The organism is Terrimicrobium sacchariphilum (assembly GCF_001613545.1).
Lineage (GTDB): Bacteria > Verrucomicrobiota > Verrucomicrobiia > Chthoniobacterales > Terrimicrobiaceae > Terrimicrobium > Terrimicrobium sacchariphilum.
Map to the genome: position 1 here is coordinate 443,769 of NZ_BDCO01000003.1, position 22,253 is coordinate 466,021.

A 22,253-nucleotide genomic window follows, 5' to 3' on the forward strand; every position below is an offset into this window, starting at 1 on the left:
TTAGGCGGTGTGGGGTTCCGTGGGTTTGGTGGTCAAGGACACATTCTTCGGCTTTGCGCGGAAGAGACGCTGAATCACGACGAAGAACAGCGGCACCAGCAGGATGCCGAGGAAGGTCGATGCGAGCGTGCCGCCGATCACGCCGGTGCCGATGGCGTTCTGGCCGCCTGATCCAGCACCCGTCGAGATGGCCAGAGGCACGACGCCGAGGCCAAATGCGAGCGATGTCATCAGGATTGGTCGCAGCCGCTGCCGGGCTGCCTCCAGTGCGGCCGTGACGAGATCCATCCCTTCCTCGAAGTTGGCCTTGGCAAACTCCACGATCAGAATGGCGTTCTTTGCCGACAGACCCACGATGGTCAGGATGCCGACCTGCAAGAACACGTCATTCGACAAGCCTCGCCCCCAGGTCGCGAGCACAGCTCCAAAGACTCCCAGCGGCACAGCGAGCAGCACGGCGATCGGAATGGCCCAGTTTTCATAGAGCGCGGCAAGGCAGAGAAAGACGACAACGAGCGAGATGATGTAAAGCGATCCCGCCTGCGCCCCGGCGGCGCGTTCTTCGTAGGACAATCCCGTCCATTCGAATCCCACGCCCGGAGGCATCTTGGCGGCGATATTTTCCATGGCAGTCATCGCATCGCCCGTGCTCAGGCCGGGCGAGGCATTGCCTTGGATTTGCATCGAGGGCCGGCCGTTATAGCGCTCCAGCCGCGGTGACCCGTAGGTCCAGTGTCCTGTGGCAAAGGCCGAGAAGGGCACCATTTGTCCGGAGGCATTGCGCACGTACCAGGTGCCAAGATCATCCGGTTTCATGCGCGACTCGGGCTTGCCCTGGATGAATACACGCTTGACGCGACCGCGATCGACGAAGTCATTCACGTAGGAGGAACCCCAGGCCGCCGAGAGGGTCGAGTTGATGTCCGCGATGGTCAGCCCCAGGGCGCTGGCCTTCTCGCGATCGATCTCGACTTCAAACTGTGGCTCGTCATTCAAACCGTTAGGGCGCACGCCCGCGAGGCTCGGGTCCTTCGCGGCCATGCCGAGGAGCTGATTGCGGGCGTTCATCAGCGTTTCATGACCGACATTGCCGACGTCCATCAGCTGAAAGTCAAAGCCGCTCGCATTGCCGAGCTCCATCACGGCGGGCGGGGCGATAGGGAATACCATAGCCTCGCGGATCGCCATGAAGCGCCCCATGGCCCGCTGCGCGATGGCCTGCACCTTGTTTTCCTTGCCAGGCCGCACGGCCCAGTCCTTCATGCGGATGAAGGCGAGGCCGGAGTTCTGCCCGCGTCCGGCAAAGCTGAATCCCGCCACCGTAAATACGCCTTCCACGTTTTTGCCCTCCTCGTTGAGGAGATAGTTGCGCACCTTGGCCAGCACGCTTTCGGTATTCTCGATGGTGCTGCCGGGGGGCAGGGTTACGAGGGCAAACATGCGGCCCTGGTCCTCATCGGGCAGGAAGGACTTCGGCAGGCTCTGCATGATGATGACCATCGCGCCAACCACAGCGGCATAGATGACAAGATAACGCCCCGACCGCTTCAGGATGTGCTGCACCGTCGCTCCATAGCGATGGGTGCCGCGATCAAAAGTGCGGTTGAACCATCCGAAGAATCCCTTGCGATGCAGGGAGTGTCCTTTTTGCACCGGCTTGAGCAGCGTGGCACAAAGTGAGGGTGTCAATACGATGGCGACGAGCACCGACAGCATCATCGCTGAGACGATCGTGATGGAAAACTGGCGGTAGATCACGCCAGTCGATCCGCCAAAGAATGCCATCGGGATAAACACCGCTGAGAGGACGAGACCGATGGCGATCAGTGCGCCAGTGATCTGATCCATCGATTTTCGTGTCGCCTCCAGCGGAGAAATTCCCTCCTCCGACATCACGCGCTCGACGTTCTCCACCACGACGATGGCGTCGTCGACCAGCAGACCGATGGCCAGCACCATTCCAAACATCGTGAGCGTATTGATGGAAAATCCAAACGCCGCCAGCATGCCAAAGGTGCCGAGCAGCACCACAGGCACGGCGATGGTCGGAATGAGCGTCGCGCGGAAATTCTGCAGGAACAGGTACATCACGCAGAACACGAGGAAGATCGCCTCGAAGAGCGTCTTCACCACCTCCTCGATCGACAGTTCGATGAAGGGCGCGGTATCCAGCGGATAGATGACCTCGAGGCCCTCCGGGAAGTTGGGCCGCAGCTTCTCGATCGTGTGCTTGACGTTCTCCACCGTGGTGAGGGCGTTGGCCCCCGTGGCGAGGCGGATCGCCAGGCCCGAGGCCGGCTTCCCATTGTACTTGGCGGTGATGGAGTAGTTTTCCGCGCCCAGCGTGACCTCTGCCACATCGCGCAGGCGCACCTGTCCGCCGTCTGGGTTTACTTTGAGCAGGATATTTCCAAACTCCTCCGGCGTGGTCATGCGCGTGGGGCCCACGACCGTCGCATTCAGCTGCTGACCTTTTACCGAGGGCAGCCCGCCGAGTTCGCCCGCTGCCACCTGCACGTTCTGCGCCGCGATGGCTGCGCGCACGTCGCCGGGCGTGAGCTGGTAATTGTTCAGTTTTGCGGGATCGAGCCAGATGCGCATCGCGTACTGCGAGCCGAATACCTGAAAGTCGCCGACGCCCTCCGTGCGGCTCACCGGGTCCTGCACCGTCGAGACGATGAAATCCGCGACGTCCTTGTCGGTCATCTTGCCGTCTTCCGAGACGAAGCCGACGACGAGCAGAAAGTTGCGGGTCGACTTGGCCACGCGGATGCCCTGCTGCTGCACCTCCTGCGGGAGGAGCGGCGTGGCGAGCGCGAGCTTGTTCTGCACCTGCACCTGCGCCACGTCGGGATTCGTCCCCTGGCGGAAGGTGAGGGTGATCGTCATCTGCCCGTCCTTCGTGCTCTCCGAGCTGAAGTAGATCAGGTTGTCGATGCCGTTCATCTGCTGCTCGATCACCTGCACGACGGAGCTCTGCACCGTCGCGGCCGACGCGCCGGGGTAGTTTACGGAAATGGCGATCGCGGGCGGCGCGATGTTCGGGTACTGAGCGATTGGTAGTTTCGTCAGCGCGAGGCCACCTGTCAGCATGATGACCAGCGCGATCACCCATGCGAAAACCGGGCGATCGATGAAATAGCGGGCCAGATTCATGCGCCCTCCTTGCCGTCCTTGGTGATTTCCGAGGGAACGACCTTTGCGCCGGGAGCGGTCTTTTGCAGACCCTCGACGATCACACGGTCGCCCGGTTCGATGCCCTTGGTCACGAGCCACTTGTCACCCACGATGCGGTCGGTCTCGAGCACGCGCGCCTCCACCGTGTTGTCCGCCTTGACCACGAGCGCTATCGGCTGACCCTTCACATTGCGGGTTACGCCGCGCTGCGGGACGAGCAGACCTTGTTCATTGACGCCCTCGGTGATGAGCGCTCGGACAAACATTCCCGGCAGCAGCGCCTGCTCCGGATTGGGAAATACCGCGCGCAGTGTCACCGATCCCGTGCCCTGGTCCACGGCGACCTCGGAGAATTGCAGCTTGCCGGGGTGTTCGTAGGTCGTGCCATCTTCCAGGATCAGCTTTGCCTGTGCCTCCTTGCCATCCACGCCCTTGAGTTCGCCCTGCTGGAACTGCTTGCGCAGCCGCAGGATTTGCGCGCTGGATTGCGTGACGTCCACGTAGATCGGCTCCAGCTGATACACAGTGGCGAGAGGAATGGTCTGCCCTGTGGTGACGAGCGCGCCCTCCGTCACTGACGAGCGGCCAATACGCCCGGAAATTGGGGACATGACCTTGGTATATTCCAGGTTGATCCGTGCGGTCTCCGCATCGGCCTTGGCGGCTGCGACATTCGCATCGGCCTGCTTCAGCGCGGCGGAGGCGTCGTCGTAGTCCTGCTTGCTGATCACGCTGGAGGTGACGAGTTTCGCCCGGCGTTGCATGATTAGCCGAGCCACGTCGGCGGCCGCCTCGGCGCGGGCCACGGCGGCCTCGGCGCTGTCGTAGGCGGCCTGGTACCTGGCCGGGTCGATCTGGTAAAGCTGGTCGCCTTCCTTCACATCGCTGCCTTCCTCATAAAGGCGCTTCAGGATGATGCCGCCAACCTGCGGGCGAACCTCAGCGACCCGGTAGGCCGATGTGCGGCCAGGCAGCTCGGTGACGATCTCCACCGGCTGCGGATTGATCGTTACCACTCCGACATCCTGTGGCGGCATCTGGGGCATACCCTTGCTGCCGGGATTGTGTTTGCCGCAGGCTGTGAGGCCAAATCCCACCCCGAGTGCGGTGGCGGCGTAGAGGAAGGTTTTGCTGTTCAACATAGGAGTCAGTGGGAAATAAGGGGTTCGGAGAGCGATTGGGCGGTCGTTTCTTCAGAGCGTCGGAGGGCCTTGGCCACGAAACGGAGTTGAGCGCGCACGCTCTCTTCATTGCTATCGTGGACGTGCCCGTAACGGATGTGGGGATGCAAGGCGATGCTCAGGCAGTCGAGCACCGCCTGGGCTGTTTCGGCTGCGTCCGTCTGGCGAAACTCCCCCGTCTCGACCCCCTGGACAATGAGTTGCCGGAAGGTTTCCTGTAAAAAAGTGTCGTAGTCGCGGATGCAGGGCCAGCCCTCTTCGACGGCCGTGACGACCAGTTTAAAGATCTGCCGCTCGTTCTGGAGCAGTTCCTTGTGAAAATCAAAAATGCTCAGAACGCACTGCGAAAGGCGATCCATGGAACCCCCGCCGATCGCGACGATCCCAGCCAGTTTGGCCTTGAGGGTGGCAATATTCCTCTCCGCGCAGGACTCGAGAATGGCATTTCGGGAGGGAAAAAACTTGTAGATGTTGGCCGTAGACATCTGCAGCTCGTCAGCAATGTCTGCGACCGTTGTCTTCATAAAGCCATACTGGCGAAACAGTTGATCCGCCTTGGTCATAATTCGAAGGCGTGTTTCTTCCTTGCTGGAGCGAACTAAACTCATTGAGTGACGGAAAACGTAACTCGTCACCAAAATGTTCACAAGGTTATTTGTTAATGGGATTAAATAAAAGGCAGCTAAATGTCTGGCAGAAGACCGTGGCTTCCTAGGGCACAGGAAGAAATGGGCGAACGAGTTGGTCAGCCATGGAGTTTTGGCCTATAGGACAGGTTCCCATGAACCTTAGATTATCACGTTTCCCTCTGCCGGTTGTTCTCGCGGCCTCCGTCCTCGCCAGTGCCTCTCTTGTTTCAGCGCAGGAGGTTTGGCCGATGCCAAAAGTTCTGCCGACTGTTCCTCCAGGCGTAGCTCAGTCCACTTTTCCTCTTCCTCGCGTAGAGTGGGTAACTCGGGTCGCAGCCACAAATGCCAAAGCCGAGAAGGTTAAGGATTCGGTCAATTTGATCTTTGACGGAGATTCCATCACCGATGGCTGGCAGACGGGCGGCCAGCAGGTTTGGGCGGAGCGTTATGGGAAGCTTGGCGCTTTTGATTTTGGCATCAGCGGAGACCGCACCGAGCATCTCCTCTGGAGGCTTTCCTCCGGTCAGGTGGACGGGTTCAAGCCCAAGCTCGTCGCCATCATGATCGGGACGAACAACCTCGGCGCCCGCCAGTCGGTGGAGGATACCATTGCGGGCGTAAAAGCGGTCGTGGCCGAGTACCGCAAGCGCCTGCCGGACTCTGTGATCCTGCTCCAGGCCATCTTCCCGCGCGGAGCCAAACCCGAAGATCCTTTCCGCGACAAAATCAAGGCGGTGAACGCGGAGATCGCCAAGCTCGCGGATGGCGACAAGGTGGTCTACATCGACTTCGGCGACAAATTCCTCGAGCCCGATGGCTCGATCAGCCCGAAGATCATGGCCGACGGATTGCACCCCGGACCTGACGGTTACAAGATCTGGGCCGACGCGATCCAGCCGATCATCGACAAATACGTCCCCGCCAAGTAACGACCTGAGCCGCCCGCGTGCCCTCCGAAGAGGGCACGCAGACGGCAAATTTTCCTAGAGCTCCGGAGTCCGGAGCACCGCGCCGGTGTCGGCACTCGTCACCATCGACGCATAGCGCGCGAGATAGCCGTGTTTCACCTTCGGCTCCGGGCGCTTCCATGCCGCCTTGCGCTTCGCGAGTTCTTCCTGGCTCACCAGCAGCGAAATTTTCCGGTTGGGGATGTCGATCTCGATCTTGTCGCCAGCTTCCACAAAAGCCAGCGGACCTCCCGCGGCTGCCTCCGGCGAGATATGCCCGATCGCTCCGCCGCGCGTCGCGCCGGAGAACCGCCCATCCGTGATGAGAGCCACGCTTTCGCCGAGCCCGCGCCCCGCGATGGAGGCCGTTGGCGCCAGCATTTCCTGCATGCCCGGACCGCCGCGCGGCCCTTCGTAGCGGATCACCACCACGTCGCCCGCCTTTACCTGGCCGGTGAGGATGCCGACATTCGCGTCGTCCTGCGAATTAAAGATCACCGCCGAGCCGGTGAATTGCATCATCGACGGAGCCACGCCCGCCGCCTTCACCACGCAGCCGTCCGGCGCGAGATTGCCGAAGAGAATGGCGAGCCCGCCGCGCTCCGAGTAGGCGCGATCCCACGGGCGGATCACCTCGGGGTCCTTCACCTCCGCCTCCGAGATCACCTCCCCAAGCGTGCGCCCCGTGACCGTGATCGTTTCGCGATGCAACTGCCCCTCGCGCTCATCCAGCGTTTTGAGGATCGCCCCGATGCCGCCGGCGCGGTCGATATCCTCCATGTGATGAATGCCCGACGGCGCGACCTTGCAGATCTGCGGGGTTCGCGCCGCTATGGTGTTAAAGTCCTCCATGCTCAGCGGCACCCCGGCCTCGCGGGCGATGGCGAGCGTGTGCAGGATCGTATTCGACGAACCGCCCATTGCCATGTCGAGGGCCAGCGCGTTTTCAAAAGCCTGCCGCGTAAGGATGTCCGACGGGCGGATGTTGTCGCGCACGAGGCGGATGATCGCCCGTCCCGCCTCGGCAAAGAGCGCATCACGCGCTGGGTCGGTTGCCAGGATGGAACCATTGCCCGGCAGAGCCAGACCCAGCGCCTCGCAAAGGCAGTTCATGGAATTCGCCGTAAACATCCCCGAGCACGACCCGCAGGTCGGGCAGGCCAGCCGCTCCATCGAGTCGAGCTGGCTCTCGGTGATCTTGTTGGCGGAAAGCTGGCCGACGGCTTCAAAGACCGAGGCGAGGTTGAGCGCCTTGCCGGTCTCGGGATCGCGCCCTGCCGCCATGGGGCCGCCGGAAACAAATACGGTCGGGATGTTCACCCGCGCCGCCGCCATCATCATGCCGGGCACGATCTTGTCGCAGTTCGGGATGCACACCATCCCGTCGAAGCAATGGGCGCGCAGCATCGTCTCCACCGAGTCGGCGATCAGCTCACGCGAGGCGAGCGAGTATTTCATCCCCGCATGGCCCATGGCGATGCCGTCGTCCACGCCGATCGTGTTGAACTCAAACGGTACACCGCCTGCCGCACGCACAGCCTCGCGGACTTTCTGCCCCACCACATCGAGATGCGCGTGGCCGGGAATGATCTGCACGAAGGAATTCGCAATCGCGATGAACGGCTTGTCCCAGTCCTCCTCGGATTGAAGGACGCCGGTGGCGCGTAAAAGACTGCGGTGGGGGGCGCGGTTGGCGCCTTTTTTGATGGTGTCGCTGATGGCCATGTTTGCGGTTGCTTGCGGCAGAGTATTGGAGATTTGCGGTATATGATGGAATGACTTGTTTTGAACGGATATGATATCAAATCGGTATGGATTACACCCTGCGCGAACTCGAGTGCTTTACCGCTGTGGCCGAGGAGCTTTCCTTCACCCGCGCCGCACGGCGTCTCCATTTGGCGCAACCGCCGCTCTCCCGGCACATCCGCACTCTGGAGGAGCGGCTCGGCGCGCAACTCTTTGACCGGCAGGGGCGCACCGTGGCCATGACTCCCGCCGGGCGGCTGTTTTACGAGGAAAGCCGCGGCATCCTGGCTCAGCTCGTACGGGCAGGGGAACTCGCCCGGCGTTCCGCCATGGGCGAGAGCGAACGTCTACGCATTGGCTTCGTCAGCGCCGTGCTCGGACCGGAGATCGCCCGGGTGCTCCGCGTATTCCGCGAGACGCATCCCACGGTGCAACTCATGCTGCATGACCTTCCTCCCGCCGAGCAAATGCGCCTTATCGCGGAGGGGCGTTTGGATGCGGGTTTCGTTGGGTTGACTCCAGTCGAGCGTCCGGCAGGTATCCGCTTCATTCGCTGGCGCAGGGAACGCGTTCTCGCCTACGTGCCTTCGGGTCATCGCCTCGCCCGGCAGCCGAAAATCGACCTTGCCGAGTTGATGGGCGAACGGTTCGTCGCTGTCTCCAGTGAAGCCGCCCCGGCTTTCGCCGTGTTCATCCAGGACATCTGCCGTAAGGCGGGCTTCCGTCCCCGCGTCGTCCTGGAGTCTGCGCGCGCCCAGGCTGTCGCTGTCATGGTGGCGGCGGGTTCCGGCGTCGCCTTGCTGCCCGAGTCGCTGGCAGACTTTACCGGCGGCTCGGCGGTGGCGATTCCCGTGAAAAAGCCGGTCGACATCGAGCACGTCTTTGCCGTTTCGTCGGCCCGGTTATCCCCGGCAATGGATGACTTTCTTGCTGCCTTGAAGAAAACCTCCGAGGCGTAACGCCATGCATCGAGCACTGGACACGCCCGCAGAAAACCGGAAGGTTGCGCCATGAAACCGGAAGGTCGCTCTCCCTGTTGTGCGCCCCGCCAAGAGCGCCAGGGCATGCCGCTATCCTCCGCCGAGATCATTTCCTGCGGCTGCAAAGTCTCGCACTTTGCCGCGAATCTGATCTCCCTTCCGGGCGGCAGATTTCTCATGGGTACGGATTCCCAGGAGCGCTGGGATGCAGATGGCGAGGGGCCGGTGCGCGAGGTGGAGCTTTCTCCCTTTTCCATCGACGCGACCGCTGTGTCGAATGACGAGTTTTCCGTCTTCGTGCAGGATACCGGCTACGTTACGGAGGCCGAGTGTATCGGCTCCTCCTTCGTCTTTTGGAAGCAGCTCCCCAAAGCCTGGCAGCGGCGCGGCCAGCCGGGACGCAGCATGCCCGGTGCGGATTGGTGGATTCTCGTGAAAGGCGCGTCCTGGAAACACCCCGAGGGCCCCGGCTCGGACCTGGGCGGAAAGGGCGATCACCCCGTCGTCCACGTCTCCTGGAACGATGCCACTGCCTTCGCTCGATGGGCGGGAAAACGCCTTCCGACCGAGGCGGAGTGGGAATACGCCGCGCGCGGCGGGCTGGACCAAAAGCTTTATCCCTGGGGCGACGAACTGACGCCCGGCGGCAAACACCGCTGCAACATCTGGCAGGGAAAATTCCCGGACGAGAATCGCCCGGAGGATGGATATTTATGGACTGCTCCCGTCCGGAGCTACGAGCCCAATGGCTTCGGGCTCTACCAGACGTCCGGCAACGTCTGGGAATGGTGCTCAGATTTCTGGGGCACGCGCTGGCCGGAGGGCCGTCTGCGCAATCCCCGGGGCGCCTCGTTCGGCGAGGACCGCGTGATTCGCGGAGGCTCCTTTCTTTGTCATGCTTCGTACTGCAACCGCTACCGTGTCGCAGCCCGCACTCACATCAGTCCGGACTCTGCGACGAGCCATTGCGGGTTTCGCTGCGCCGCGGACTAAGGAGAAAAAAGTCCGCGGCTCAGCGAGGCTATGAAATGCCAGTCTACTTGCCGGCAGGCTGGTAAATCTGATCAAACACGCCGCCATCGGCGAAGTGCTCCTTCTGGGCCTTCTTCCAGCCGCCGAAGGTATCGTCGATCGTGACGAGCTCCACCTTGGCGAACTTGTCGGCGTACTTCTTCAGGGTCTCGGGATTCGACGGGCGGTAAAAGTTCTTGGCCGCGATCTCCTGTCCCTCGTCGCTGTAGAGATACTTCAGGTATTCCGTGGCGACTTCGCGCGTGCCCTTCTTGTCCACCACCTTGTCGACCACCGTCACCGGCGGCTCGGCCAGGATGCTGAGCGAGGGCGTCACGATCTCAAACTGGTCGGGCTTTTCCTTCAGCGAAAGATAGGCCTCGTTTTCCCAGGCGAGCAGTACGTCGCCGAGACCACGTTCGGTGAAGGTGATCGTCGCGCCGCGTGCACCGGAGTCGAGCACCGGCACGTGCTTGAAGAGTTCGGCAACGAACGCCTTGGCCTTTTCTTGGTCGCCGCCATTCTTCTTCAGCGCATCCGCCCAGGCTGCGAGGTAGTTCCAGCGCGCCCCGCCCGAGGTCTTCGGGTTCGGCGTGATGACTTCGATGCCGGGCTTCACCAGGTCGCTCCAGTCCTTGATGCCCTTGGGGTTTCCCTTGCGGACGAGGAAGACAATGGTCGAGGTATACGGCGAGCTGTTGTTGGGCAGCCGCTTCTGCCAGTCCGCAGGGATCAGGTCGCCCTTGTCGTGCAGGGCATCGATGTCGGCTGCTAGCGCGAGCGTGGCGACGTCGGCGTCGAGTCCGTCGATGATGGCGCGGGCCTGCTTGCCCGAGCCGCCGTGGGACTGGTCGACCTTGACCGTGTCGCCGGTCTTGCCCTGCCAGTATTTGGCAAAGGCGGCATTGTATTGGTCGTAAAGCTCACGGGTTGGGTCATACGAGACGTTGAGCAGGGTGATGTCCTTGGCGATGCCCGCGGAGAGCCCCGCCGCGAGGGCGAGGATCGGAACCGCGATGCGCAGGGCCTTGGCCGGAGAGGTGAGACGAATCTTCATGGTGTTATGAAGGCGATGTGTTTGGTTTAGGTAATACTTAGAAGGTCACGCCCAGCTGGAAGCCCAGCACGGTGGCATTGGCGATGTTGCCGGTGGCTCCGGGGCGAATGATGTACTGGAGGTCAGGCTGGACATAGGCCCATTGGTTGACCTGGATGCGGTAGGAGAACTCGAGCACGCCCTCGTAGCTCTGGATCGCGCGTCCGCGGCTCTCGTCGACGTCGGCTTTGACATCGCTGTAGTCGCCATAGGCAAAGGCCACGCCGAGCTGGTCGTTGTCACGCGTCGGGATGAGGCCCTTGTAGGCGAGTCCCGTTTGGAAATAGAAGGGCACGTTGGCCTGAAACGCCGGGGCGACATTGAACAAGCTGAAGAAGTACAATCCCTGGTCGCTCAGCTTCGGCTTCTCCGCCTTGATCGGCGCCTTGAAGTCCTTGCCATCCGCCACGCTCTTGCCGTCAGATGGTCCCTTGCCGAGCACCGGCGCGGGAGCTTCCGGCGAAGGCTCGCGGAAGAGTTGCTGGTCGACTTGGAAGTACACCAGCGTGCGCTGGTCATACGGAGTACCGCGGAACCCGGTATTCTCTACTCCCCAGTAGATGAAGCCCGCCGCGTATTTGCCCGGCAGCTTGGACGAGCCGATCTTCGGAGTGAAGCCCGCCTCCGTCAGCCAGTAGAGGCCGTTCAGCTCGGGATCGATCTGGTAACCGGCGAAGTTCAGGCCGTGGTTGCTCGTGTTCGTCGCGTTGGGAATGGCGAGGTAGAGACCCGACTGCGCATAGAACCAATCCGCCGGGCTGATCTTGCCGTAGCCGCCCCAGGCGCCATAGCTGCCACCCCACGGGATGCCGTTCGCGCTGATGCCCTTGCCGGACGTGTAGGTGTTGTTCAGGAAGAACTTGCTCAGCGGCTGGTTGATGAAGATATCCGTCGGGTTCTGCCAGCCGCCCGAGAGAGTGAGGAACTTCTTGATGCCAAAGAGTTCCGGCGTGGTGTAGGTCGCATACGCATTCTGGAAACGCCAGAGTCTACCGCCCTGAAAGGTGCTCGGGGCGAAGTTGCTGCTCGCGCCGACCCACTTGTTTACGCCCGCGCCGCCGCGATACCGGATATCCGAGTAAAGCGAGAGGCCTTCGAGAGCTTCCCATCCGGTCAGCTTGGCCACGTCAAGCGTGCCTTTGAATTTCCACTCGTCGTCGTAACCGAAGCGCTGCTCCAGGCCGCCGTCGACGTTCCACAGGAAGTTGGCCTTCCACTCGACGCCGAGTTTCAAGCCATGCTCCTCGAGCGTGTCCCGCACGCCGAACCAGTTGCCTGTTGCGTATTTCCCGTTCCACCACTCGGCCAGCAACGACTTGCTATCGCTGATCGAGTTGCTCGAGGTCGAGATGACCGATTTGTTTTCGCCGGACTGCGCCAGGGCTGCACTTGAGGAGAGCCCCACCGCTGCTGTCGCGACCGCGATGGCCGCAAAGAGTGTTTTCTTACGTTTCATTGTTTTTGGGCATCTCCACACTCCAGTGGTCTGGTCGTTGGAAATCAGTGGTTTTAGGCAGCCTCCAGAGACCTGGTCGGCGAAAAAAGGGAAGATTCTAGTCAGTCAGCCGCGTGCGTCGCGTCTGCCGGATTTCAGTCACTCGCCGGTCGTGCACGACGATCTCGACGACTCCAAAGGTCAGATCCCGCACTGCGGCCAGGATTTGCTCTTCGATGGGGTTTCGCTCCGCTTCATTCGCGGAGCCGGATTCTTTCAGGGACGGGGTGGTCACACTCATTTAGTGCTCCTCCCGATTGTGGATTTTGTCGGTGGTCAGCATGTCTGCCGTGGTGGTGGGCAGAGATAAACAGCTGAATAACGACTGATCAAGTAGTTATTTGAAAAATATCACACGGGAAGGGGAATTTTGGGAGTCCGGCCTTACTTCGTCTCCTCGCCCTCGGCGAAGAACCCTTCGTTCATCTCACCGCGTTCCGCCGCGAGGGCCGCCACCTGCTGGCGGATCTCCGGGAAGCGCCGCAGGAACTGGCGGAAGTCGTTCTGGTTCAGGGTGACAAACTTGCTGTAATCCAGCGCGATCACGTCGGCGGAGCGGGGCTTGCCGGAGAGTAGCGCCATCTCGCCGAAGTAATCTCCCGCCGTGAGCGGAATCTTGCGATCCGCCACCCGCACCTCCACCTCGCCCGAAGAGATGAAATACACATTGTCCGGCGCGTCACCCGCGCGGATGATGCGGTCGCCGGGCTGGGCCGTCCGGGTTTCAAAATGCAGCAGCAGCACCTCCCGCTGCTCCGGCGTGAGATTGCTGAAAAGCGGGAACCGCTCGGCCAGTTCCTCCGGCGTGAAGGTCTTGTGGGCGGCTGCTTTCTCCGCCGCGCGCACCCGGGCGTCCTCGAGTTCCTTTTGCAGGGCGAGGAAGCGGGTCTGGCGGCTGTCCTCGAAGCGGGCCTTCCGCCGGGGATTTGCATTCACCCAGTGGCACGCCCGCTCGGTCACGGAAAACACCACGGGATTGACCGTGATCGAGACCAGCGCTCCGGCCAGCACCAGGTTCATTCCCTCCTGGGTGAAAATCCCGTGCGCGATGCCCAGACTGGCCAGGATGAAGGAAAACTCGCCGATCTGCGCCAGCGACGCCGACACCATCAGCGCCGTGCTGAGCGGATACCCGAGCACCATCACGATGCCGAGTGCGGCGAGGGACTTGCCCACCAGGATCAGCGCCACTACCGCGAGCACGAGCATCGGCTTTTGCCACAGGATCGCCGGATCGAACAACATGCCGACCGACACAAAGAACAGCACCGCAAAGGCATCCTGCAGTGGCAGGGAATTCGTCGCCGCCTTGTGGCTCAGATCGGATTCATTCAGCACCATGCCCGCAAAAAACGCGCCCAGCGCATAGGAAACGCCGAAAAGCTTGGCTGATCCGAATGCCAGCCCGAGGGCGATGGCCAGCACAGCCAGGGTGAAAAGTTCCCGCGACCCGGTTCGCGCCACCTGCCGTAGTACCCACGGCATCACGCGAGGCCCGATCAACAGTGCGATCACCACAAATGCCGCCACCTTGGCCAGGGTGAGTCCCAAGGTGACGAAAATATTCCCATCCGCCGCAGTTCCGTGCCCGCCGTCCTCGGCGACATGCCCTCCGAGTACTCCGGCAAAGGCTGGCACTAGCACGAGCGCCAGCACCATCGCGAGATCCTCCACGATCAGCCAGCCCACCGCGATGCGGCCATTGGGCGTCGCCACGCCGTTGCGCTCCTCCAGCGCCTTCAGCAGCACGACCGTGCTCGCCACGGAAAGACACAGCCCCATGATGATGCTCGGCCCCATCGCCCAGCCAAGCAGGTGAAATACGCCCGCCGTGGCGGCAGTAGCCAATACGATCTGCCCGATCGCTCCCGGCAACGCGATCCGCCGTACCGCCATCAGGTCCGCCAGGGAAAAGTGCAGTCCTACGCCAAACATCAGCAGCATCACCCCGATCTCCGCCAGCTGGCTGGAAAGCACGGAATCCGCCACAAACCCCGGAGTGTTCGGGCCGATTAAGACCCCCGCCACGAGATACCCGACCAGCGGCGGCAGGTTGATCCGGTTCGCAATGAACCCAAGGACAAACGCCAGCGCAAAGCCCACCGAGATTGTGGAGATCAGGGAAATATCGTGAGGCATGGCGGGTATTTACCCGGCTGGAGGCGTTCGTTGCCAGTTTTACCGTTCTGGAAAGTCTACGGAGGGAAAAATGGGCCTTGCTGTATCGATTTCTAGAGCCTGACCATTTCGCCGGTCTCGGCATCGTAGAGTGAGTAAACGGCTCTTCCATTTGCGTCCTGGAGGCAGAGACCCTTGATTCCGCGCACTTCAGGGAGATGGGATTCGCTCTTTCCGCTCCCGAAAACCGCAACTCGGATTTTCGTTGCATGGGGGAGAATGGCGGCGGCCATTTGTGAGTTTCCCGCGAAGGCTCGGAAGAATGCCTCGATGGTGTTATCGGTCGGCTTTTCCAGCCATTCTTCAAATGGTATTGTTCCCGTGACCAGGATGATCTCGTTGTTCTGGCGAACCTCCGACAGGCGTTTTCCAAGTCCTTCTGCCTGCCGTCTTGCCTCTTCCTTTAGTGTCCCGCCGGCGGCAGGGATTTGTCGGAAATCATTTGCCTCAAATCCGCCGACCGCCCCTGAGAGATACGCCTCCCGGCTCACCTCCGCCCCATCGATGACGAGGGTTTCGTCTCGAAACCCAAGGTCAAAGTGTCCATACGCGCCCACGATTTCCAGATCTCCCAGTGCGAAGCTTTGAAAATCCAGCCCGTGGACGCCCGTTTGTGTCAGCGCGGGATGCCAGTAATGCAGTCTCACCGCCTCCGGGGAAGGCGATTGTTCCCACAGTTCCCTGGGCAGCCAGTGATCCTGAGGCCCGAGGCAAATGGCCACAGGGATGTCGCCTACAGCGGTTTTCAGAGCTTCCAGACTCTCCCGGCATTGCGTCGGGTGAGCGATATTACCTGCCACTACCAAGGCATCGGCCCGGGTTTCGTCCAGAATCTTGCGCAGCTGGGAGAGTACCACTGGCCGACGCTTTTTGTCGTGGAGCAACAAATTGGCAGTAAATAGGATGCGTGGCTTTTCTGAACTTTTTTCCCTCTGTCTCCGCGAGTTAATGATTTCGATCGTCACGGCCAGAAGGATTCCCGCCACTGCTCCTGACAGGTTGATGAAGACATCCGTCACATTTGCCGTCCTGCTTCGGAAAAAGGACTGAATATACTCGCTGCCGACAGCAAACAGGATCGAGATCAGGAAGACAAATCCCGCAAACCGGGCATCTGCCTTGGGCGAAATGAATCTCCACGATCCCCGGGTCCTCCAGATAAGGATTGCCAGGATCAAAAACTGCAAAAAGTGGCAGGTTTTCCGAAAGATGAGGTTGGCCTCGTAGAGCTGATGCATCGGGATGCCAGGATCAAACCAACGCAGGATGGGCTGGATGATCTTGAAAGTCGTCCCCCCCGACGCCCAATCCAGCGATGCGATCAGGATCAGCACCATCCAGAGCAGGGCAGGCCACCAGCGCTCGACAGTCGGAGAAAAGGCTTTTAAGGCTTTGGCCATGAGGCTATTTACCGTCATCAGAAGAGAATTCGACTTCGCAGGTAGGCTCTTCATTTTCTAATGAAATCACTCCCACTCTGCCAATGGTTTCCTCGTAGTTCCGGTTGCATCCTTTTTGCGCTGGCTCTGGCTTGCCTCGTTACCTTCTCAGGCTGCGGCGGTCCCATGTCCTTGGGTACAACGGAGGCTCCGGCGAACTACGTGCCTCATAAAAAAGAGGAGGTCTATCGCATTCGCATCGGCGATGTTGTTCAGGTGGACGTATTTCAGGAACCAGCCATGACAACTCGCCAGCGCGTGCAGGGGGATGGGACGGTAGCGGTAGCGCTCCTGGGGCGGGTGGACGTGGTGGGGCTGACCACAGCGGGTGCCTCGGAGAAAATAGCCGCCCTCCTTGATGCCAAGCAGATCGTCAAGCCGCAGGTCAATGTCACCGTACTGGCTTACGCACCTCAACGATTCACCGTTATGGGTCAGATCAAGACCGCTGGCATGTACGTCATCCCGCCAGAGGAAAACATCTCCCTCCCCGAGGCCATCGCCATGGCCGGCGGACCGACGATCATCGGCAACTTGAAAAAGGTCTTCATCAGCCGCAAACACGGCAACGAAGTCACCCGCATGCGGATGAATGCCCTGGCCCCTAGCGCTCAGTTTTTTCTCATCCAGGAAGGTGACGTGATTTTCATCAGCGAGACGGTTTTCTAGATGTCGAACAGCCCATCAGATTCCACTGACCTGTTTTCCGGCTCCGGCGGAGGCTCGCCCTTTGACGTGGCGACGCTGCTCTTCACGGCTCGTCGCCTGTTTTGGTTGCCCCTGGTCCTCGCTCCGCTGGCTGCCATTGGCGGATTCGTCTTTGCCAAGACCTCCACGCCAGAGTATCGCGCCCTCGCCGAGATCCGCTTGGAAAGCCGCTCGATGACTCCAGCGGCTTCGCTGTCCGGTCCCACCGCCGATGGCGCGATGAGTCCCGAGGATCAAAATACGATCATCCGCACTTTCGTGAACCCCATCATGGCTCGCGAGGTGGTGAAAAAGCTGAAACTCGGCGAGCGCCCCTATTTCAACGGAAAGGCGCATCCCTCCGAGGACGATCTCGTTGCCTTCATCATGGCCAACACCAAGGCCAACATCGTCGTGGGTACCCGCCTCCTGCAGGTTGCGGTGGATTATCCCGACCCGTACGTGGCCATGGAGCTGGCAAATGCCATGGCCGAGGCGGGAATGAAGTACGACCGCGACCAGCGGTCGCTCGCCCTGCGCGAGAACGTCCAGTACCTTGAGGACGAGGTCAAAAAACTTGAGGCCAACCTCGTCGGTTCCGAGACTCGCCTCAACGACTACACCCGCACGCTTGGCAGCATCTCCATCGACCAGGACGTCAATATTGCCGCCGACAAACTCAAGGATCTCAATATGCGCTCGACCGAGGCGAGGGCGAAGCGTCTTCAACTTGAGAGCTCCTATCGGGAAATCCAGGCCTATCGCGAGAACTCCGATGCCCTGCTCGGCATCGAGAGCATCCGTTCCGCTCCCGGCGTCGCCTCGCTGATCTCCAAGATCAACGATCTCAAGGGCAACCTGGCCAAGCTCCTGAAGCGTTACCGCGAGGCAAATCCCTTTGTTATTCAGGCCCGGACTGAGCTCGCCGAGGTCGAAAAGACTCTTCGTCAACAGGCTCTTGATGTAGCCAAGGGAATCGAGGCCGATCTCGCTGCCGCCCGGAGAAACGAAGAGGGTATCGCTGCCGAAAAGGCGGAGCAGGAGGGAAAGGTCATCAAGGTCAAGGAGGAGTCCATTCAGTCCAACGTCCTCCGCCGCCAGATCGACGCGGATCGGCTCGCCTACGAGGCAGCCCTGAAGCGACTCAACGAAGAGCTGTCCCAGACCCGCAGCCAGCTCGTCATGATGCAAATGTCGGGCCCGGCCGGTCCTGGATACATGGTCTCCATGAGCACCAGCAAGACGGTGGGAGTGGCGGGCCTCGGCGGGCTGTTCCTGGGGCTGGGATTGATTGCTCTCGTCGCCCAGCTTGATAAGACGATCAAGACAGTGGAGTCGGCGGAGTCGGCTCTTGGGGTTTCCGTGCTCAGCGCCGTGCCGCGCTACGGTCCGGCCAGCGACAATCCTGGGCTGCCTTTCCGCGATTACCCGGTGATGATGGATCGCTGCTGCGCCGCCGCAGAGGCTTTTCGTACCCTGCGGGTTGCCGCCGAGCCACCGGTGGGCATCGAGGAAAATGCTGTCATCCTTCTTGTCGGAGCCGCAGGCAATGAAGGCACCTCTTTCTGTGCGGCAAATCTTGCCGTCGCTTTGGGGCAGAGCGGTCAGCGCACTCTCCTGGTCGATGCCGACCTGCGACGCAGTTCCCTCGAGGAACGCATCTTCGATTCCGTCGGGCAGTACGGCCTCAGCGATTACCTTACGGGTCGGGTGTCCTTTCCCAATATCATTCGTTCCACCCCGGGAGAGAATGTCGACGTCGTCACCGCCGGCACGCCCCATGCCCATCCTGCCGAGCTGCTTTCCAAAGAAGCTTTTGCCACCTTCCTGGAGGAGGCCCGGCTCCTTTACGATCGCGTGGTTTTTGACTCTGCGCCTGTGACAGTCGTGAGCGACACCCTGCGATTTGCCCACCTCTGCCAGACGATCTGCTTCGTGCTGCGATTTGGAAAGACAACTCCCGCAGAGGCGAAGCGCGCCTTCGAGCTTCTCGCCCGGGGTGGGGTAAAGGTCACCGGCACCGTCCTGAACAATGTCTCTCCCGCCTTTCCTATCAAGCTCGGGCATCAGGATCTCCCGGAGGAGGTGTTTTCCAACCAGGGCAAGTTTGAATTCCCGGTACACTGCCCCTCCTGCAACCGTACCTACGACTCGCCTGATGATTTTATCCACCAGACCGGTCCTCCCGGGCCGGAATGGAGCTCCAATGTCTCTGGCTGGAGCGAGCAGAGTGAGCGCATCGTTCGCCGCTGCAATTGCAATACTCTCATCGTCCTTCCTCCTGTCATGCGACGGGACAATTCCTCAGCGGGAGCCAAGCGTCGCGAAGCTTTCGCTGAGTTGATGTCTACGTTGGAGAAATCCGGCCTTTCCCGCGACGCTGCCCGCACCAGTCTCCTGCTCACTCTGAAGATGGGGCGCAGCGAGATGAATGGAGAGGCCCACCGTGAGAACTCAGAGGCCAGCCAGCAGCGCCGCAAGCTTTACGACGAAGTGCTGGAGCGCCTGGTGGCAGGGCGCATGTCTCGTGCCGTCGCGGAGACCAAGCTTCTCCATGCGATCAGGATCTGGCAAAATGCCCCATGAAGACGCGCCCGCGTTGGAGGTCGTCTCCCGGCGTCTTCTTTCTGCTCTTCGCGGTGTCTTCTCTCCTGGGGCTCGTCTCAGGTAGAGCACAGGCACCTTTTCTTTCCCGTTCATCCAACCAGCCCGAAACTTTCGACACCGTTTATCCGGCGAATTACGCGCTGGATTTTCCGAATCTCCCGGAGTCCGATCCGATGAATGACGTTCAGGTGGAACTGCCGCCCGGCATCGACGTCCTCACCAACCCGGAGATCCTCGACTATCAGGCCGCGTTGAAGTCCGACATGCCTTCCCGGACGCCCGCCGAATACGATTCCGAGGAGGGCAACCGCATCGCGGACTTTCAGAATACGCCCCAGTCGATGGCGCTTTTCGGTAATGACTACGCCTCCAACTCCGAGGTCGTCCTGAGCAACGCAGGGCATCCCATTTTTTACGATCTCAGCCGTACCGTCGGCTCATTCGGCTTGAATGAGACTCCACTCGTCACCGAGATGCCTCTGATCCCGGAGCCGGGCACCACTCTGGACAAGCCGATCGCCCCGCGCGCGAAATGGGGGCCTTGGAGGATGGCCCTCGACGTAATGGGCAGTTCCTCCGTGTTCTACAATGTTTTTGGCAGCACGAAGAATCCCCAAAGCGACATGGTTTATGCCCTCAACCCGCGCTTCTACCTTGAGGCGGGAACCAAAGGATTCTTCAGGCTGTCCTATGCACCGAGCTTTTTGCGGTATTCGAAATTCAAGGATCTCGATAGCGACAACCAGAATCTCTCCGTTTCGGTGACCTATCCCTTCAGCAAACTGCGCACCGGAGCCTCCTTTTCTTATCTCACCCAGAGCGGACTCTTTCTCAACAACCCCTCAGGCCAGGGCCAGCAGGATACGGCGCTGGCCTCCCTCAGCGCATCCTATCCGCTGACGACCAAAGCCAATATCGCTCTCGGCTGGATGGGGGTACTTCAGCAAAACGACCCTGGCGGCCGAAAGACGGAGAATACCGCCACCCTGGGAATGTCATACACCCCGGGAGCCAAGGCGGTCTTTGGCGGACTGGTGCGTCTGGGCAGCATCCAGGCGCCCGCCGGAGATCAAAATTTCTTCGGTCTCCAGGGCGAAGCGGCTTATCGGTGGGATTTTCACTGGCGCTTTTCCGCGCGAGCCGGGGTGGATTGTCGCTTTCTCGACCCTCCGCCCTATGGCCAGTCCAGCCCCATGCTCACACCGGTCTTTGACTTGAATGCCAGCTACCACTGGACGGCAAATGCTACTGCTCTGCTCCGGTTTTACCGCTTTGTGGGTACGGATACCTTCACCTCCGTGAGCATGGACATTCAGACGGGAGCGGAGTTGGGCTTTCTCCTCCGAGCCTATCGCAAGACGGATGTGAAATTCCTGATGACCGTCGGGTATACCGAGATGTTTGCCGAGGAGGAAAGCGGCGAGCAGAATTATGCATTCGTCCAGGGTGGTGTGTCCGTTTCCTACACTGTTATGAAATGGGCCGATGTGGTACTGTTTGGCAATGTTCAGCAGCGCTTCCAGGATGACCAGGGACTCAACTACCTCAGCGGTACTCTGGGCCTCGGACTCAATCTCAAGTTCTGATGAAAATCTCTGGGCAAGTTTTATTTACGGGAGGGAGGCCCCGTGGATAAGGTTATGCAACCTGGCGCATAGGTGTCGGGATTTTTCGTATGTTTCAGCATCGTGAATTAGGACTCATCCAAGGCTATCAACTAGGTACGACGATCATTCTGACGATCGTCTTTTGGGCCTATTACTTCATCATGGAGTATTTTATCCCTGGTGTGGCCCTCACGGCAGCGACGAATTACTTCGAGTTCTATCTCGCCATCACGCTGGCCTTTCAGATTTCGTTTCTGATCACCAAGCACAACGACATCCTGTCGGTCTCGTCGGGTATGGTGGAGAGCCATCGCCTCGTCTGGTCGCACATCCCGCCTACGCTGGCTATCACGTGCATCTTTCTCATTCTGACGAAGGATGCAGCCATCTCCCGGCTCTTTCTCTTTACCATCGTCCCGCTGCTCTACGTCGTCCTGCTTGTTTACACCCGCTTCTTTGCCCTGGACATTCTCCGCTTCATGCTGCACCACCAGCATCATAAGCTCCTCTTGGTCGGGGAGCCCTCCGAGCTGGAAAATGTCCGCTCACTCCTAGAAAAGTCGAAGCTCTTTGGTTTCGAGATCGTGGGCATCGTTACCGATGCTCCGCCGGAGGAACTGCCGCCCTCGATTCGCAAGCTCGGCGCTCCCGATGATATGGAGGCCATTCTCGATGAGCAAAAGGTGGGAAACATCTTCATTCTGGGCAGTCCCCGCGATCGCCGTATGCTGGGCGGCTGGATGCGGCTCGCCGAGGCTCACGGATGCCGCGTCTCCCTCGTCAATGACCTCGATCGTTTCCTCCAGAGGCGTCTTTCCTATTTTCGCTGCGACGATGTGGATCTCATTGAACTGCGCGAGGAACCTCTGCAAAATCTCGTGAATCGCGCCTACAAGCGCATCTTCGATATCGTCGTCAGTCTTCCGGTCGTCTGTTTCATCCTGCCGCCGTTGATGTTTGTGATCTGGATCGTGCAGAGGTTTCAGTCTCCCGGTCCCCTGTTTTTCCGGCAGATCCGCTCGGGCCTCGACAACCAGCCATTCACCATCCTTAAGTTCCGTACCATGTACGCGGATCAGTGCGACTCCGCTGCGCAGGCGACCATGGGGGATGCGCGGGTGTATCCGTTTGGCCGTTTTCTGCGTCAATACAGCCTGGATGAGTTTCCGCAGTTCTTCAATGTGCTTACCGGGCAGATGAGTCTGGTGGGACCGCGACCGCATATGACCCAGCACGACAAGGTGCTGGCCGAGGTCATGTCCACCTATCCGCTGCGGGGGTTTGTGAAACCGGGCATCACCGGGCTCGCCCAGATCCGGGGATTTCGCGGTGAGACCGCCACCCGCGACGACATCATTCATCGGGTGGAGTGCGACATCGAGTACGTCGAGACCTGGTCGTTTTTCCTCGATATCCGCGTCGTCTGGCGGACTGCCCTTCAGGTCTTGTTTCCGCCCAAGAGCGCCTACTAGC

16 protein-coding genes are annotated in these 22,253 nt (G+C 60.4%); 7 read left to right on the forward strand and 9 right to left on the reverse strand.

Translation table 11 applies throughout. The features are described from left to right. The 3 genes from TSACC_RS19670 to TSACC_RS19680 are packed head-to-tail and all read right to left on the reverse strand — an operon-like array spanning position 1 to position 4,966. Positions 1–3,150, reverse strand: coding sequence for an efflux RND transporter permease subunit (locus tag TSACC_RS19670; RefSeq protein ID WP_075081459.1), 3,150 nt, complete (start codon positions 3,148–3,150; stop codon positions 1–3). Between the two features lie 2 nt (positions 3,151–3,152). Beyond that, entirely contained in the window at positions 3,153–4,319 is a 1,167-nt protein-coding gene (locus tag TSACC_RS19675; protein WP_075081161.1) for an efflux RND transporter periplasmic adaptor subunit, read from the reverse strand. A gap of 5 nt (positions 4,320–4,324) precedes the next feature. Further along, entirely contained in the window at positions 4,325–4,966 is a 642-nt protein-coding gene (locus TSACC_RS19680) for a TetR/AcrR family transcriptional regulator (RefSeq protein ID WP_084400694.1), read from the reverse strand. A 398-nt stretch (positions 4,967–5,364) separates the two neighbouring features. On the opposite strand from TSACC_RS19680, the gene TSACC_RS19685 reads away from it, so the two are divergent. After that, positions 5,365–5,916, forward strand: coding sequence for a GDSL-type esterase/lipase family protein (locus TSACC_RS19685; protein ID WP_075081163.1), 552 nt, complete (start codon positions 5,365–5,367; stop codon positions 5,914–5,916). Between the two features lie 54 nt (positions 5,917–5,970). Here the strand turns inward: TSACC_RS19685 and ilvD are convergent, their stop codons facing one another. Then, a complete protein-coding gene (gene ilvD, locus TSACC_RS19690) occupies positions 5,971–7,659 on the reverse strand; it encodes a dihydroxy-acid dehydratase (protein WP_075081164.1) in 1,689 nt (562 codons plus the stop codon). Positions 7,660–7,745: 86 nt separating this feature from the next. Between ilvD and TSACC_RS19695 the strand changes: the two genes are divergently transcribed. Together TSACC_RS19695 and TSACC_RS19700 are read left to right on the forward strand one after the other, a co-directional pair. After that, positions 7,746–8,639 (forward strand): LysR substrate-binding domain-containing protein, encoded by an 894-nt coding sequence (locus TSACC_RS19695; RefSeq protein ID WP_075081165.1) that lies wholly within the window; start codon positions 7,746–7,748, stop codon positions 8,637–8,639. 51 nt (positions 8,640–8,690) lie between these two features. Beyond that, the gene (locus TSACC_RS19700; RefSeq protein ID WP_075081166.1) at positions 8,691–9,653 is read left to right on the forward strand and encodes a formylglycine-generating enzyme family protein; all 963 of its coding nucleotides are present in this window, start codon (positions 8,691–8,693) and stop codon (positions 9,651–9,653) included. Positions 9,654–9,696: 43 nt separating this feature from the next. Here TSACC_RS19700 and TSACC_RS19705 read toward each other — a convergent pair whose 3' ends face one another. The 5 genes from TSACC_RS19705 to TSACC_RS19725 form a co-directional block, all read right to left on the reverse strand. After that, positions 9,697–10,728, reverse strand: coding sequence for a sulfate ABC transporter substrate-binding protein (locus tag TSACC_RS19705; RefSeq protein ID WP_084400695.1), 1,032 nt, complete (start codon positions 10,726–10,728; stop codon positions 9,697–9,699). Between the two features lie 37 nt (positions 10,729–10,765). Then, positions 10,766–12,223: a carbohydrate porin gene (locus tag TSACC_RS19710; protein ID WP_075081167.1), complete on the reverse strand. Its 1,458-nt coding sequence runs from the start codon at positions 12,221–12,223 to the stop codon at positions 10,766–10,768. 97 nt (positions 12,224–12,320) lie between these two features. Then, positions 12,321–12,503, reverse strand: a complete 183-nt coding sequence (locus TSACC_RS19715; protein ID WP_075081168.1) for a DUF2292 domain-containing protein — start codon at positions 12,501–12,503, stop codon at positions 12,321–12,323. A gap of 143 nt (positions 12,504–12,646) precedes the next feature. Then, the gene (locus tag TSACC_RS19720) at positions 12,647–14,401 is read right to left on the reverse strand and encodes a cation:proton antiporter domain-containing protein (RefSeq protein ID WP_075081169.1); all 1,755 of its coding nucleotides are present in this window, start codon (positions 14,399–14,401) and stop codon (positions 12,647–12,649) included. 92 nt (positions 14,402–14,493) lie between these two features. Beyond that, positions 14,494–15,894 (reverse strand): VanZ family protein, encoded by a 1,401-nt coding sequence (locus TSACC_RS19725; protein ID WP_084400696.1) that lies wholly within the window; start codon positions 15,892–15,894, stop codon positions 14,494–14,496. A gap of 6 nt (positions 15,895–15,900) precedes the next feature. Here TSACC_RS19725 and TSACC_RS19730 point away from each other — a divergent pair, with 6 nt between their 5' ends. The 4 genes from TSACC_RS19730 (at position 15,901) to TSACC_RS19745 (ending at position 22,252) form a co-directional block, all read left to right on the forward strand. Next, the gene (locus TSACC_RS19730; RefSeq protein ID WP_075081171.1) at positions 15,901–16,548 is read left to right on the forward strand and encodes a polysaccharide biosynthesis/export family protein; all 648 of its coding nucleotides are present in this window, start codon (positions 15,901–15,903) and stop codon (positions 16,546–16,548) included. After that, entirely contained in the window at positions 16,549–19,152 is a 2,604-nt protein-coding gene (locus tag TSACC_RS19735; RefSeq protein WP_075081172.1) for a GumC family protein, read from the forward strand. Then, positions 19,149–20,759 (forward strand): hypothetical protein, encoded by a 1,611-nt coding sequence (locus tag TSACC_RS19740; protein ID WP_075081173.1) that lies wholly within the window; start codon positions 19,149–19,151, stop codon positions 20,757–20,759. Before TSACC_RS19735 ends, TSACC_RS19740 begins: the two co-directional genes overlap by 4 nt. Positions 20,760–20,848: 89 nt before the next feature. Beyond that, positions 20,849–22,252, forward strand: coding sequence for an exopolysaccharide biosynthesis polyprenyl glycosylphosphotransferase (locus TSACC_RS19745; protein ID WP_075081174.1), 1,404 nt, complete (start codon positions 20,849–20,851; stop codon positions 22,250–22,252). Position 22,253 lies beyond the last annotated feature (1 nt).

Excerpts from the sequence above, each read along its gene's own strand:
- TSACC_RS19725 (WP_084400696.1), bottom strand. The coding sequence starts at position 15,894 with ATGAAGAGCCTACCTGCGAAGTCGAATTCTCTTCTGATGACGGTAAAT.
- TSACC_RS19720 (WP_075081169.1), bottom strand. The coding sequence starts at position 14,401 with ATGCCTCACGATATTTCCCTGATCTCCACAATCTCGGTGGGCTTTGCG.
- TSACC_RS19710 (WP_075081167.1), bottom strand. The coding sequence starts at position 12,223 with ATGAAACGTAAGAAAACACTCTTTGCGGCCATCGCGGTCGCGACAGCA.
- TSACC_RS19705 (WP_084400695.1), bottom strand. The coding sequence starts at position 10,728 with ATGAAGATTCGTCTCACCTCTCCGGCCAAGGCCCTGCGCATCGCGGTT.
- TSACC_RS19715 (WP_075081168.1), bottom strand. The coding sequence starts at position 12,503 with ATGAGTGTGACCACCCCGTCCCTGAAAGAATCCGGCTCCGCGAATGAA.
- TSACC_RS19675 (WP_075081161.1), bottom strand. The coding sequence starts at position 4,319 with ATGTTGAACAGCAAAACCTTCCTCTACGCCGCCACCGCACTCGGGGTG.
- TSACC_RS19735 (WP_075081172.1), top strand. The coding sequence starts at position 16,549 with ATGTCGAACAGCCCATCAGATTCCACTGACCTGTTTTCCGGCTCCGGC.
- TSACC_RS19745 (WP_075081174.1), top strand. The coding sequence starts at position 20,849 with ATGTTTCAGCATCGTGAATTAGGACTCATCCAAGGCTATCAACTAGGT.
- TSACC_RS19700 (WP_075081166.1), top strand. The coding sequence starts at position 8,691 with ATGAAACCGGAAGGTCGCTCTCCCTGTTGTGCGCCCCGCCAAGAGCGC.
- TSACC_RS19740 (WP_075081173.1), top strand. The coding sequence starts at position 19,149 with ATGAAGACGCGCCCGCGTTGGAGGTCGTCTCCCGGCGTCTTCTTTCTG.
- TSACC_RS19680 (WP_084400694.1), bottom strand. The coding sequence starts at position 4,966 with ATGAGTTTAGTTCGCTCCAGCAAGGAAGAAACACGCCTTCGAATTATG.
- TSACC_RS19695 (WP_075081165.1), top strand. The coding sequence starts at position 7,746 with ATGGATTACACCCTGCGCGAACTCGAGTGCTTTACCGCTGTGGCCGAG.
- TSACC_RS19730 (WP_075081171.1), top strand. The coding sequence starts at position 15,901 with ATGAAATCACTCCCACTCTGCCAATGGTTTCCTCGTAGTTCCGGTTGC.
- ilvD (WP_075081164.1), bottom strand. The coding sequence starts at position 7,659 with ATGGCCATCAGCGACACCATCAAAAAAGGCGCCAACCGCGCCCCCCAC.